We start from the raw sequence: 12,712 nt of genomic DNA on the forward strand, positions 1-12,712 counted from the left end.
GGTCATTATGATAGAATAAACCCCGGAGGAATCCATGAACCGTCACGAAAATAGAGAAAAAGCAATGATCACGGTCTATCAGAATCTTATCGTTCCCAGAGACCCGGATGAACTGATCCAGGATAACTTTCCCGAGGGAGCACTTTCTGAAGATCCTTATATTTCTGATGTGATCCATACTGCCATTGCCAATACCGACCGCTATCACGGCTATATCGATCGGGTGCTGGAAGGATGGACGTTTGATCGCCTCGGATATCTGGAGCAGGCAATCCTGCTCTGCGGATGTGCCGAATTTGATCTCAAGCAGATCGAAGCTGCCGTGATCATCGATGAATATGTCCGGCTTGCCAAGAAATACTGCGATCCGGATTCATTCAAGCTGATCAACGGAGTGCTTGACCGCATATGAGCCAGAGGACGGTAACTGTCACCGCCCTGGTCCGCTACCTGAAAAGCAAGCTTGAAAACGATGCTCTGATCCAGGGAATCCTGGTTGAAGGCGAGATCTCGAACTTCAGTGCCTATCGCAGCGGACACTGGTACTTTTCGATCAAGGATGCCGGTGCGCAGATGCGCTGCGTCATGTTTGCAGGTGCGAACCGGCGCATGACCTGGATGCCGAAAGACGGGGACAAGGTCATCGTGCAGGCAGATGTCTCAGTCTATGAGGGCAGAGGCGAGATGCAGCTGCTGGTCACCGGCATGAAGCCAGCCGGGATCGGCGATCTGTTTCTGCAGTATGAAGCCCTCAAGGCAAAGCTTGCTGAAGAAGGATTATTTGATGAGTCCCACAAGAAGCCGATTCCGCCTTATCCGATGCGCATTGCATTAGTTACCGGAAAGAATACGGCAGCCCGTGCAGATGTGCTGAACACGCTTGGCAGAAGATGGCCGATTGCCTCGATTGCTGAGTTCCCGGTGCTTGTGCAGGGAACGGAAAGTGCTGCTCAGATCATCGATGCACTGAAGAAGGCAGACACGATGGGGTTTGATGTGATTCTGCTCGTCAGAGGCGGAGGCTCCATTGAGGATCTCTGGTCGTTCAATGATGAACGGCTTGCCAGAACGATCTATCAGCTGAATACCCCGATCATCACCGGCGTCGGTCATGAAGTGGATTTCACGATCGCAGACTTCGTCTCCGATCTGAGGGCTCCTACTCCGACTGGTGCCGCAGAACGCTGCAGTCCTGACATCCGCGAAGTGGAAGCGTCTCTTTCCTCGCTTCGCTCCAGGCTGATCGTGGATATGAATCATCGCATGAACAAGGAGCAGAAAGCTCTTGATTCACTGTCGGAGTCTCCGGTCTTCCGGAATCCGATGCGTTTATATACCGAGCCTCAGCTGCGGCTGAATACGCTGTCGCTCGAATTCCGCAGACTTCTGAATACGGTATCCTACCGCCTGAATCAGTCGCTGGAAGACAGCCGCCATGCTCTGGTTCTGGCAGCCGGACAGAGGATTTCCTATGCTCAGCTGAAGCTTCAGGAGACGTCTCAGAATCTGAATCATGCTGCTAAAGCAGATGCAGTCGTGCAGAGAGAACGTCTGAACCGCGATGCATCTCTGTTAGATGCATACAGTCCGCTGAAAGTGCTGCGCCGCGGCTATAGCATCACAATGAAAGATCAGAAAGCAGTCCGGTCTGCAGAAGAATTAGCACCTGGTGATGAAGTCAGCGTGCTGCTTGGAACAGGCAGTTTCCGGGGAACCGTCGAAGCTGTATCAGAAAAGGAGATCGATCATGGCAAAGAAGGAAATGACATTTGAGCAGTCTATGGCAAGGCTGGAAGAAATTGTCAGCCAGCTGGAAAACAATGAGAAACCCCTGGAAGAAACCATCGCCCTGTTTGAGGAAGGACTGAATCTCGTGAAAAGCTGCCAGACTCAGCTTTCTTCGTTTGAGAAGAAGGTCGAAGAACTCAGCGGAAAGACCTCAGGGGAAGCACAATGAACTTCGAAGAACTGCTGGAACAGGCGATTCAGCGCGTGACTCCTAGCCGCACCAGAGATGCGATGGAATATTCTCTGATGAGCGGAGGCAAGCGTCTTCGCCCGATGTTTCTTTATGATACGCTGGCCGGCTACGGGCTGAATCCGGAGCGTGGCAATGAATTTGCAATCGCGCTGGAACTGATTCAGACGTATTCGCTGATTCATGATGATCTTCCGGCGATGGACAATGATGACCTGCGCAGAGGCAAGCCGAGCTGCCATAAGCAATTTGATGAGGCAACGGCAATTCTAGCTGGCGATGGCCTATTGACTTATGCATTTGAGGTTGCTGCAGAAAGCAGGGAGCCGGCAGACCGCGTCGTGCGTTCGATCGGCATCCTGAGCCGGATGGCAGGGCCTTCCGGAATGGTTTACGGACAGTGCCTCGATACGACCGAAGAGGATCAGGTCCACGGGTGGGAAGATCTCAGAAAGGTTCATCGCTATAAGACGGGGTGCCTGTTTTCGGCGCCATTCATGATCGCCGCAGTGATATCCGGCCGGGATGATGCTACAATAGAGGCATGGCATAAGGTCGGTGATACCATCGGCCTTGCATTCCAGGTGCAGGATGACATCATGGATGCTACGGAAACAGCAGAAGAGCTCGGCAAGAGCAATTCTGATGCCCGCAATGAGAAAGTGACATCAGTCTCTCTTCTGGGGATGGAGCAGGCTGAGAATCTGATGAATCAGCTTTATGCAAGCAGTATGGAGCAGATCCGTCAGATGTCAGAATTTGAGTCCGATGCGCTGATCAGACGGCTAGAGGGGATGCAGAAGCGCAGAAAGTAGGAGTGCTTTTTCTATGGATCTTACGAAGATTCAGAATCCTGAATTCCTGAAAGACATGAGTGTCAGCGAACTGAATGAACTTGCTGCACAGATCAGGACATTTCTTATCGAGAATATTTCAAAAACAGGAGGGCATCTGGCCAGCAATCTCGGAGTCGTCGAGCTGACCATTGCGCTCCATTATGTGTTTCATTCTCCGGCAGACAAGATCTTCTTCGATGTCGGCCATCAGTGCTATACGCATAAGATTCTGACCGGGAGAGCAGCAGAATTCCCGACTCTGCGTCAGTATGGCGGCATCTCCGGCTTTGAGAAACGCCGGGAAAGCGAGCATGATGTCTGGGAAGCAGGACATTCGAGCACGAGTCTCAGTGCTGCTTTAGGCATGGCTGTGGCCAGAGATCTTCATCATGATCATTACAGCATCGTTCCGGTCATCGGCGATGGTGCGCTGGGGTCTGGGCTGGCGATGGAAGCACTCAATGAGATCGGTTCAGAGCACCGGGATATGGTGATTGTCTTCAATGACAACAATATGTCCATCTCCCGCAATGTAGGTGCTATGACGAGAGGCTTTGCAAGGCTCCGGGCAGGCAGAAGCTACAACGAATTCAAGAATAATATGAAGGTCGGCCTGAATCAGAGCGAGTTCGGCAAAGTCATGTATCATGGCATGAAGAACTTCAAGGATTCCGTCAAGAACTCTCTGGTGGATCAGGGCATCTTCGGAGAATTCAATCTGGAATACATGGGTCCGGTCGACGGACACAATATCCGGGATCTGATTCGGGTGCTGACTGTTGCCAGAGAACATGGCGGACCGGTGGTCGTCCATGTGATCACCCAGAAGGGCAGGGGCTATGCACCATGCGAGAAAGACCGCAAAGGCGTATGGCATGGCGTCGGTCCGTTCGATATCAATACCGGCAAGCAGCTTCATGAAACGCCGGCCGGCTTCAAGTCCTGGTCTGCACTGATTGCGGATACTGTGACAGAGCTAGCTGACAAAGATGATTCGATCGTTGCGCTGACACCGGCCATGATCAATGGCAGCGCCCTGAATGAATTCTTCGCCAAATATCCGGAGCGCTCGTTTGACTGCGGCATTGCCGAAGAACATACCGCAACATTTGCGGCTGGTCTGGCGACTTCAGGAATGCATCCGTTCATGGCAGTCTACAGTTCTTTCCTGCAGCGCGCTTATGATGAGATCAATCATGATATCTGCCGGCAGGATCTGCCGGTAGTGATCGGCATTGATCGGGCCGGACTGGTCGGTGAAGATGGCGAGACCCACCATGGAGTCTTTGATATCGGTTTCCTGAAACCGATTCCGAACTTGATCCTCGCGCAGCCTAAAGACGCTGCCGAAGCCAGGTCTCTGCTGAAGACGGCGTTTGCGTCTTCGCATCCGTTTGCGATTCGCTATCCGCGCGGGGAGATCAGCTGCCGTCAGCTGCCGCCGGCAGAACTGATCCGGGTCGGCAGCTGGAGCGTCTTCCATGATGCTCCGGAAAATAAGGCTGCGGTATTTGCATATGGCCCTGATGTGGATCGGATTCTCAGCAAGATCCAGGTCAACGATCTTCCGGTCACTGTTGTGAACTGCAGATTCTTCAAGCCGATTGATACTGCATGTATTGACCAGTTCGCTAAGCGTGGAATTCCGGTGATCGTGTTTGAAACTGATATGAAGGAATCGGGGCTGGCGGCTTCGATTCTCGAGTATCTGTGCGACAGCCATCAGACGATGAATCTCACCAGGATGGGAATCGGAGATGAGTATGTGCAGCAAGGGGCTGTGAATCTTCTGCGCAGAGATGAAGGGATCGACCTGAATTCGCTCTATGAGAAACTGATGGAGTTGTTATGATCAGACACCTGTATATTCGGAATTTTGTCCTGATTGATGAACTGAATCTGGATTTCGATGATGGCTTCAGCGCATTCATCGGAGAAACCGGAGCCGGCAAATCAATCCTGATTGATGCGATCAGTCTTCTGAAAGCAGACCGTGCAAGTGCTTCTCTGGTTTCGAAAGGAGCAGAGAAAGCAATTGTCGAAGGAACGTTTGATCTCAGCCGGGATTCGCATGCATGTGAAGTTCTCGCGGATGCCGGTTTTGAGGTGGAACAGGATGAAGTGACCTTCACGAGAGAGATCACTTCGGGCGGCAAGAGCACAGTCCGGATTGATCATCGCATTGCGACGCTTTCGCTTCTGAAGGAAGTTCTTCAGAATGAAATTGATATTCACGGTCAGCGCGACAGTCAGTATCTGCTGAATGTGAGTTCTCATATCCATCTCCTGGATCATTATCTGAATGATTCATCGCTGCTGAAGCAAGTCGCGGATTCTTTTTCTGTCTACGACAGGCTCGTAAAGGAACGTGATGCGGCGCTGACAGAAACCTACAATGAGAATGATCTGGAGTATTTCAATTTTGAGATCTCCGAGATCGAGGAAGCGAAGCTTTCGGAAGGAGAGGAAGAAGAACTGCTTGCTAAGGAGAAGCAGTACAAGGCGGTCAAAGCTTCGTTTGATAAGCTGAATGGCATCCTGGATCTGTTTGATAATTCAGTCAGCGAGCCGCTGTATGAACTGAATCGCTCTGTGCAGGGACTGGAGGACAGCGATGTGCTTACTGTCGCCAAGACGGAGATCAGCGACAGCTATTACAATCTGAATGATGCCATCGATACGCTCCGGAAGAGTCTCGAAGACATGGATCTCTCCGAAGACGATGTCAATGAGATGGAAGAACGCCTGTTCACGATCCAGAAGATGAAGCGGAAATACGGACGCACGATTCCCGATATTCTCGAAAAGAAGAAAGAACTGGAAGAACAGGTGGAGCGGATTTCCCATCGGAAAGAATATCTGGAGAAGATGGAAACGAAGATCCATGATGCGTATGCAGTCTATGAGAAGGCAGCAATACAGCTGTCAAAGCTCCGGAAGAAAGGGGCTCCTTCTCTTGATTCTTTAGTTGCGGCAAATCTGAAGGATCTTGTGCTGCCGAATGCCCGCTTCCATACGGAGATTGTCCAGGCAAAGCCATCTGCATCCGGAATGGATCGGGTGGAATTTCTGATTTCCATGAATCAGGGTGAAGACCTCAAGCCTCTTTCCAGGACTGCCAGCGGCGGGGAACTGAGCCGGCTGATGCTTGGGCTGAAGCAGATCTTCTCGAAGCTGCAGGGCATTCAGACAGTGATCTTTGATGAGATCGATACCGGAGTCAGCGGTCCGGTTGCAAACGCGATCGGAAAGAAGATGAGGGCGATCTCAGAGGACTGCCAGGTATTCAGTGTGACGCATCTTGCTCCCGTTGCGGCTTGTGCGAAGCATGCATATCTGGTGTCCAAGGAAGAATCTTCTGGTCGGACGCATACGCATGTGACCCCGCTGAAGCAGAAAGAATTCATCGAGCAGCTGGCATTGATTTCCAGCGGCAAAGTCACGGAGGCTTCCAGAGCTGCTGCCAGAGAACTCTACCGGTCCAGTCAGGAGTAATGAATGTCGAGGGTATACTTTCATATTGATCTGAATGCCTTCTATGCCAATGCGGAGTGTCTGCTGGATCCGACGCTGAGAGGAAAGCCTCTGGCCGTTTCCGGACAGACGCGCCGCAGCGTGGTTTCCACAGCCAGCTATGAAGCAAGAGCCTATGGGGTGCACAGTGCAATGCCGATTGCAGAGGCGAAGAACCTCTGCCGCGATCTGGTCGTCGTGGCACCTCATTTTAATTACTATGAAGAGCTGAGCAATGAGTTCATCGCAATTGTCAGAAGCTATACGTCCATCGTGGAACAGGCAAGCATTGATGAATGCTATGCCGATATGACCGATGCCATTTTCCGCTTTCCGCGTCCTCTGGATCTGGCGTTTCAGCTGCAGCATCGGGTGAGAGATGAACTCGGACTGCCATGTTCGATCGGCATCGGTCCGAATCTTTTTCTTGCCAAGATGGCTTCAGATATGAAGAAGCCGATGGGAATCACCGTACTGCGTATCCGCGAAGTTCCGCAGAAGCTCTGGCCTCTGAAGATTGCTGATATGCGCGGGGTCGGAAAGAAGACACTGCCTTTCCTGGAAGAACTCGGCATCCGCACGATCGGAGACCTTGCACAATGGAAGGATCCGGAACAGCTGCGGGGGATTTTCGGAAAGAATACCGAACAGATGATTGCAAGGGCTAATGGGCATGATGATCGGCAGATCGAACTGGAAACGGATCCGAAGTCCATGGGCGTCAGTGAAACGTTCCTCGAAGATGTCACTGACTATGATGAGCTGCGCGGAATGATGCGCACACTGTCCCGAAGGCTTTCGAAACGACTTGCCGAAGTGAGGAAGACAGGTTCGCTGGTATCGATCCGGATCCGCTATTCGGATTTCTCCAATGCGGATCGCTCCATGCATGTTGATCATCCGATCTGGAAAGCGGATGATCTGTTTGAGCAGGGAATCCGTCTGTTCAATGAAAACTGGGAACAGGATCCGGTCCGTCTGCTCGGACTTACCTTAAGCGAATTCCATTCAGAACAGGAAGACAGAAATCTCTTCAATCTGGAAGAATCGGAGAAAGAAGCGACTGCTAGCATCCTCAGCGATCTGAATGAAGAACTTGGCGGCCTGCGGCTGAAGCGGGCAAGTGCGCTTCTGAAGGAGCACCATGAAGACTGAACGGGCTCTGGAACGCTATCGGGTAGAACTCACGATGAATGAAGGCAAGAGTCCGCGTACAGTCAGTTCTTACCTTCAGGACCTGGAGCTTTATCTGAATTTTCTGAACGAGCAGGGAGTCAGCGACACTGAAGACATCACACCGGCACTGGTAGAATCCTTCATCACCCAGCAGGCTCAGCAGAAAGCGCCTTCTTCGATTGCCCGGATGGCATCGAGCATCCGTTCATTTCATCATTATCTTTCGTTTCTCTATGAAACACCGGATCCTTCCGTCAGCCTGGAAGTTCATCGCGGTCCGGGAAAGCTTCCGGTTTACGGGACCGTAGAAGAAATCAGAACTCTGCTTGGGAGCTTTGATGATTCGGATCCTCGTCAGTGCCTGTATCATGCAATTCTGGAAATCATCTATTCCTGCGGATTGCGGGTTTCTGAAGCCGTCGGACTTACCTTGAACCGGGTAGATCTGGAAACCGGGTTTGTGAGGGTAGAAGGAAAAGGAAATAAAGAACGGATCGTTCCGATTCCCCATGGCAGCATTCCGATTCTGAAGCATTACCGGGATACAGTAAGACCGCTGTATGAAAAGAAGAAATCCAATCTGTTCTTCGTGAACCGGCTGGGAAACAAAGTCACGACTCAGTCAGTTGAAGAAATCATGCGCAGGAAGAAAACAGAACTGGGTTTTAAGAAAAAACTCACTCCCCACAAACTGCGTCACAGCTACGCGACGCATATGCTGGAAGGGGGAGCAGATCTGCGCTCCATTCAGGAGATGCTCGGACATAGTTCCATCTCCACGACTCAGATCTATACGCATACCGGCAATGAAACCCTCCGCAAGAGCTATGATGAACATCATCCCGGCGAGCTGAATGAAGATCTCGGGGACATTGTAGTTAAACCATGGAAAAAGCAGAAGAAACAGAAATGAGATGCAGATCGCATCTCACTTTTCATAACAGCCATTCCATCAGCAGGCTGACCAGATCCAGTTTCAGTACATGCTTGTAATCGGTCAGCAGCGGAACTGCAATGCAGCAGATCATGTAGACCGTCAATGCAGCAAAGAGTCCGCAGGAAGCAATTCCGAAGATCCGGTACTTCAGCTTTCCCTGATGGCGATGCATTCCCTGAAGACCGCTGATGAACCCGATGATGCTCAGAAACGGAACCGTCACTGCAAAGATGATCAGGCAGTAGCGGAACATCCGGTAGAAGAAATCGGAACGATTTGCAGCTGCAGCGGGATTGCTGCGGAGATAAAGATAGGCAAGAAGCGTGATCAGCGCAATCATCAGACAGTATGCACCATAGATTACTGCACGTCTTGTTTTCCACGCTGTCTTCTTATCCATCACGTTTCCTCCAACTGAGAGATATTATAACCCGACTTGCCTGGTTCTGGAATCGAAACCGACCGGATTGTCCATGCGCATCGTTGCTGAACTGGAAATGACTGATCCATGCTGAAACAGTAGACCGAAAAGGAGAACTAGCATGATTGATCCTCGCACTACGATCCATGAATTCATGGTTTCACATCAGAAGAAATATCAGAAAATCTCCATGGAGATTCATGAACACCCGGAGGGTTCTGATTTTGAGTTTCTTGCGTCAAAGCTGCTGAGTGAACAACTGAAAGAAAAAGAATTTGAGATTGACCTGCCGGCAGCCAGGCATCGGACTGGTTTTGCGGCAAGAAAGCGTTTTCCCGAGGAATGACCGGTCATTGTGTTCCTGGCGGAATATGATGCACTGGCAGGGCTCGGACATGGCTGCGGGCATAATCTCTTCGGGGCGGCTTCTGCCCTGGCTGGAGTAGCCTTGCTGCAGGTGATCGGAGAAACCGGAGGAGAAGTACGAGTATACGGAACGCCAGGAGAAGAAGGGGGTCAGAATAGATBAGCAAAGGGGAGTTTTGTCAGAGAAGGATATCTGAAAAACGTTGAGGCTGCCCTGTGCATTCATCCTGGAACAAGTGCTGAGAATATGCTTTCCTCCAGGACTCTCGGCTGTGCGCCGATGGACATTGAATTTCATGGGCTGGCTGCTCATGCGGCAGGATGCCCGGAAAACGTAAAAAATGCGCTGGATGCACAGATCCTTGTCTATAACGGTCTTTGCGTATTGCGTCAGCAGCTGACTCCGGATGTGAGAATCCATAGCATCATCACCGATGGCGGAACTGCACCCAATGTGATTCCGGATTTTACGAAGTCGAAATATGATACCCGGGCAGCAGCGATGGATACGCTTCATGATCAGTATGATAAAATGGTGTTGACCCCTGGCCTTGATCGGCTCTATGAAAAGAATCTGAATCTGCTTGGTCTTCATAGCAAGCCACAGTCCTTCTAAGTCATGGCCGCAGCAGCGATGTCGGCAATATCTCTCAGGTGGTTCCTACGATTAAGCCATCCTTGAGCATCACGGATCATAAGATTGCAGGGCAATCTCCAGACATGGTCAAAGCATCAGCATCTAAGAAAGGAATGGCAATGATTCCGCTCAGCCCAGAAGTTCTGGCTGATACCGCACTGGACCTGATCCAGAATCCTGAGCTTTTCAGGCGTATGAAAGAAGAACACAGATATAATGTGGCGCATCAGAAAGAAGGAAAACTGTTCGGTATCAACAGAGAACCCATCCGGCTTTCCGGTTCAGAATTCTCTCTGATCAGAACCTGCAGGTAAGAAGCAGGGAGGGGGATAAAGGGGTACCAGCCCCCTTTCATGAAGCACGGATTCTCTTTTCATGACTCATTCTGCTCTGCTGACCAGAAATATCTCCTGCGCCCCTGTCTCAGTAATTGAGAATTCAGATTTTCTGAAGCTGAATCGATCGGATCTATTCCAGATCAGATTATGAATTGATCCGGAATATCAATCTGGTATATGGGCGCTCAAGATGAAGATAGATTTGGAAAATACTCAATTCGAAACCAATCTAAAAATATTGCATAATATACATTATGCGAAGTTCTGTAATTAACAGACTTCGCTATCATAACTGGAATGTTCCTATATCATTTACTAGCCAACTGAAGATTTCTGGATCCCGACACAGCGGATCATTTTCGGGCAAGAAATACAAGATGACAAGCGTCCTTCTGCATCAGCTGCGAAATCAGCCGATTCTATAAGTCCTTTGCGGATGCAGACTTTTCCGAGTTTCTGGAATTGCAGGATCAGCAGATGTTTTTTGGTACTGCTGAGTGTGCATAGAACTATGATTCTTCATCGGCAGCCCAGATCGTCAGCTTTCTGTATGAACCATGCCTGATTCACAGTTCTCTGCATACATTGGTGTCAGTGATATTGCATTGCTTCCGGGCTTTCCTGTTGGTTCGTTCTTGGCAGGAATGATTTGTGAGATATTTTGACCGGTTCAGCTGCACACGCCTGAACCAGTCAGTGTTCGATGATTGCTGGAATGGTCTTCAGGTAAATGACTTTTTCAGTTCCTGTCCCCTAGCATCAATTTTGGTAATGTGAAAAGAATCACGAAGCAGAATTCTCATTCTCCGCTTTTTCCTACGGATCTATTTCAGCAAGCCTTTTCAGCCCGAGTTTTCTGAGAATGCCGATATTCTTTGCGTGAATCAAGCCGATGATGATTGCTAATGCGGCTTCTATGATGAAGGATGTGATCTCCTGGTTCTGCGCAAATGGCAGCGCCCCTGCCAGATCTCTTGAAATGAAATCCAGCAGCTTGAGAACCACAAACAGATATACCATGTTTCGGAACCAGTTCTGTTTCTGAGTGTATGTTTTATGACAAGCCGGACAGATGTATTTTCCATCTGGCAGACCTTTCTTAACAGTCTGGTTCAGCTCAGCTCCGCAATTCGGACATGATTTTTTTTTTGAAGCGGTTCATGATGGTTCTGCCTCTCCTCTGCTCTGACTGCAGTCCTGCTATCAGAAAAAGTAATCATTTTCTTTACAGCCACATGTCAGGCGACTGCCTTATGCTGCAATTTCATCAGCCTTTATAGAGAATTCTGATTTTTTATACTCCTGAGCGAATCCGGCAGGTCTGTACTTCCTATTCTTCTGAGCTTTTCTTATAGTTATTATTCATGCGATCCAGGTGTCTGCCCTTGGAACGGAAATAGATGGCATCCAGTACTATGGCAGCCAGAATGATGATGATCTCCATTACATAATCCTCCATGCAGATAGATTTCATCGTGATGCGTTTCTCTGCTTATCCTGAACAGGAAGAAAAGATCGTTCGGAATCGTCTTCATTCGATCAATCTATCCTGACTCGTTCCTGTCTGAAGCAAAAAATGGAGTCAGTTAAATATTGTGCCTGCTTCATGCAGGAAGACAGTTCTGTCACCATTCTTATATCTTGCAACGTTCATCTTTCTTCTCCCTATTGCCTTCCCTGGAATCAGATTTTCTGTGTGTAGTCCAAAGTCAGAAGATCCAGGAAAGAATCATCAGTACTGCAATTACTGCAAGGACAATTGCAAGCACTTTCTTGTCTCTCTGGCCCTGTCTGAAGTCCGCAGGATCTGTTTCCTGTTTCTGATTTACTCCGGAGTCATATTCTTTCTGGAATGCTTCATTCTTCGTGATTGCGTTTTTCTGGTCAATCTTAGGATCCGGATACATAGGGTTCTGCTTTCCTTTTCTGATCATTTCTGTGCTTTGAATCAAGAGCTGATCAATATATTACGATGCCTGGAGGAATCCAATACCACAAGGTCATTTTCATAATAGCATAGATTCCGAAAATCACAGTGCTTCACCTTTTCAGAAGATGGTATCGTTATGAATCTCTTCTGCTTCCTTCAGCCGGTTGTACATGGTCCTGCGGCTGATGCCAAGATAGGCAGCAGTTTCATCCGCCCCTTTCTCATGAATCATCTGACGTACTTCGGCAACGCTGATCTCCCGGAATTCTCCATTGATCATAACTGCTTTCTGCTTTCTTCCGGCATTGCGGCTCATTGCTTTCTGATAAGCAGCGGGATCAATCGTGAGCTTCAGATAAGCAGGATGTTCACGATCATCCGGGTAGATTGCTTCCATCCTTACGCCGACTTTCTCCAGCATCTCTTCCGCGTTGTGATATTCTTCCGTTCCTGCATCATAAATCGTGATGGAAAATGAAGTCTGTTTCATAAGATTATTATAATGCAGAAATTAAATTCTGCACGACAATTAATGCAATAATTAAATTTTGCACTTCGCATCAAAAAAAATAAGACACTC

At 49.3% G+C, this 12,712-nt stretch carries 14 protein-coding genes; 10 read left to right on the top strand and 4 right to left on the bottom strand.

What is annotated here, in order from left to right:
• Window positions 1-34: 34 nt before the first annotated feature.
• The 8 genes from nusB to FYJ51_RS00970 are packed head-to-tail and all read left to right on the top strand — an operon-like array spanning window position 35 to window position 8,416.
• Window positions 35-412, top strand: coding sequence for a transcription antitermination factor NusB (gene nusB / locus FYJ51_RS00935; protein ID WP_105303738.1), 378 nt, complete (start codon window positions 35-37; stop codon window positions 410-412).
• On the top strand, window positions 409-1,773 hold the full coding sequence (gene xseA / locus FYJ51_RS00940; RefSeq protein WP_154502236.1) for an exodeoxyribonuclease VII large subunit: 1,365 nt from the start codon (window positions 409-411) through the stop codon (window positions 1,771-1,773). Before nusB ends, xseA begins: the two co-directional genes overlap by 4 nt.
• Window positions 1,748-1,957, top strand: a complete 210-nt coding sequence (gene xseB / locus FYJ51_RS00945; RefSeq protein ID WP_105303740.1) for an exodeoxyribonuclease VII small subunit — start codon at window positions 1,748-1,750, stop codon at window positions 1,955-1,957. Before xseA ends, xseB begins: the two co-directional genes overlap by 26 nt.
• Window positions 1,954-2,793, top strand: a complete 840-nt coding sequence (locus tag FYJ51_RS00950; RefSeq protein ID WP_154502239.1) for a polyprenyl synthetase family protein — start codon at window positions 1,954-1,956, stop codon at window positions 2,791-2,793. Before xseB ends, FYJ51_RS00950 begins: the two co-directional genes overlap by 4 nt.
• A gap of 13 nt (window positions 2,794-2,806) precedes the next feature.
• Window positions 2,807-4,666 (top strand): 1-deoxy-D-xylulose-5-phosphate synthase, encoded by a 1,860-nt coding sequence (gene dxs, locus FYJ51_RS00955; protein ID WP_154502242.1) that lies wholly within the window; start codon window positions 2,807-2,809, stop codon window positions 4,664-4,666.
• Entirely contained in the window at window positions 4,663-6,309 is a 1,647-nt protein-coding gene (gene recN / locus FYJ51_RS00960; RefSeq protein ID WP_105303743.1) for a DNA repair protein RecN, read from the top strand. The genes dxs and recN overlap by 4 nt, the downstream gene beginning before the upstream one ends.
• 3 nt (window positions 6,310-6,312) lie before the next feature.
• On the top strand, window positions 6,313-7,482 hold the full coding sequence (locus FYJ51_RS00965; RefSeq protein ID WP_105303744.1) for a DNA polymerase IV: 1,170 nt from the start codon (window positions 6,313-6,315) through the stop codon (window positions 7,480-7,482).
• The gene (locus tag FYJ51_RS00970; protein WP_154502245.1) at window positions 7,472-8,416 is read left to right on the top strand and encodes a tyrosine-type recombinase/integrase; all 945 of its coding nucleotides are present in this window, start codon (window positions 7,472-7,474) and stop codon (window positions 8,414-8,416) included. Before FYJ51_RS00965 ends, FYJ51_RS00970 begins: the two co-directional genes overlap by 11 nt.
• A gap of 22 nt (window positions 8,417-8,438) precedes the next feature.
• Here the strand turns inward: FYJ51_RS00970 and FYJ51_RS00975 are convergent, their stop codons facing one another.
• Window positions 8,439-8,840: a hypothetical protein gene (locus tag FYJ51_RS00975; protein ID WP_154502247.1), complete on the bottom strand. Its 402-nt coding sequence runs from the start codon at window positions 8,838-8,840 to the stop codon at window positions 8,439-8,441.
• 142 nt (window positions 8,841-8,982) lie between these two features.
• Here FYJ51_RS00975 and FYJ51_RS13425 point away from each other — a divergent pair, with 142 nt between their 5' ends.
• Both FYJ51_RS13425 and FYJ51_RS13430 read left to right on the top strand, forming a co-directional pair.
• Window positions 8,983-9,207, top strand: a complete 225-nt coding sequence (locus FYJ51_RS13425; RefSeq protein ID WP_205946092.1) for a hypothetical protein — start codon at window positions 8,983-8,985, stop codon at window positions 9,205-9,207.
• A 9-nt stretch (window positions 9,208-9,216) separates the two neighbouring features.
• A complete protein-coding gene (locus tag FYJ51_RS13430; protein WP_205946093.1) occupies window positions 9,217-9,843 on the top strand; it encodes a peptidase dimerization domain-containing protein in 627 nt (208 codons plus the stop codon).
• A gap of 1,175 nt (window positions 9,844-11,018) precedes the next feature.
• Here the strand turns inward: FYJ51_RS13430 and FYJ51_RS00985 are convergent.
• From FYJ51_RS00985 to FYJ51_RS00995, 3 genes are all read right to left on the bottom strand, one after another.
• Entirely contained in the window at window positions 11,019-11,222 is a 204-nt protein-coding gene (locus FYJ51_RS00985) for a hypothetical protein (RefSeq protein WP_154502250.1), read from the bottom strand.
• A 689-nt stretch (window positions 11,223-11,911) separates the two neighbouring features.
• Entirely contained in the window at window positions 11,912-12,109 is a 198-nt protein-coding gene (locus FYJ51_RS00990) for a hypothetical protein (protein ID WP_135358190.1), read from the bottom strand.
• Between the two features lie 141 nt (window positions 12,110-12,250).
• Complete coding sequence (locus FYJ51_RS00995; protein ID WP_105303749.1) at window positions 12,251-12,622, bottom strand: helix-turn-helix domain-containing protein; 372 nt, start codon at window positions 12,620-12,622, stop codon at window positions 12,251-12,253.
• Between the last annotated feature and the right edge of the window lie 90 nt (window positions 12,623-12,712).

Origin of the sequence: Stecheria intestinalis (assembly GCF_009696165.1) — a bacterium.
Classification (GTDB): Bacteria; Bacillota_I; Bacilli_A; order Erysipelotrichales; family Erysipelotrichaceae; genus Bulleidia; species Bulleidia intestinalis.

What these genes read in the sequence shown, in the direction of transcription:
- nusB (WP_105303738.1), top strand. Translation starts at nt 35, where the DNA reads ATGAACCGTCACGAAAATAGAGAAAAAGCAATGATCACGGTCTATCAG.
- FYJ51_RS00965 (WP_105303744.1), top strand. Translation starts at nt 6,313, where the DNA reads ATGTCGAGGGTATACTTTCATATTGATCTGAATGCCTTCTATGCCAAT.
- xseA (WP_154502236.1), top strand. Translation starts at nt 409, where the DNA reads ATGAGCCAGAGGACGGTAACTGTCACCGCCCTGGTCCGCTACCTGAAA.
- recN (WP_105303743.1), top strand. Translation starts at nt 4,663, where the DNA reads ATGATCAGACACCTGTATATTCGGAATTTTGTCCTGATTGATGAACTG.
- FYJ51_RS00995 (WP_105303749.1), bottom strand. Translation starts at nt 12,622, where the DNA reads ATGAAACAGACTTCATTTTCCATCACGATTTATGATGCAGGAACGGAA.
- FYJ51_RS00970 (WP_154502245.1), top strand. Translation starts at nt 7,472, where the DNA reads ATGAAGACTGAACGGGCTCTGGAACGCTATCGGGTAGAACTCACGATG.
- FYJ51_RS00975 (WP_154502247.1), bottom strand. Translation starts at nt 8,840, where the DNA reads ATGGATAAGAAGACAGCGTGGAAAACAAGACGTGCAGTAATCTATGGT.
- FYJ51_RS00990 (WP_135358190.1), bottom strand. Translation starts at nt 12,109, where the DNA reads ATGTATCCGGATCCTAAGATTGACCAGAAAAACGCAATCACGAAGAAT.
- FYJ51_RS00950 (WP_154502239.1), top strand. Translation starts at nt 1,954, where the DNA reads ATGAACTTCGAAGAACTGCTGGAACAGGCGATTCAGCGCGTGACTCCT.
- xseB (WP_105303740.1), top strand. Translation starts at nt 1,748, where the DNA reads ATGGCAAAGAAGGAAATGACATTTGAGCAGTCTATGGCAAGGCTGGAA.
- FYJ51_RS00985 (WP_154502250.1), bottom strand. Translation starts at nt 11,222, where the DNA reads ATGGTATATCTGTTTGTGGTTCTCAAGCTGCTGGATTTCATTTCAAGA.
- FYJ51_RS13425 (WP_205946092.1), top strand. Translation starts at nt 8,983, where the DNA reads ATGATTGATCCTCGCACTACGATCCATGAATTCATGGTTTCACATCAG.
- dxs (WP_154502242.1), top strand. Translation starts at nt 2,807, where the DNA reads ATGGATCTTACGAAGATTCAGAATCCTGAATTCCTGAAAGACATGAGT.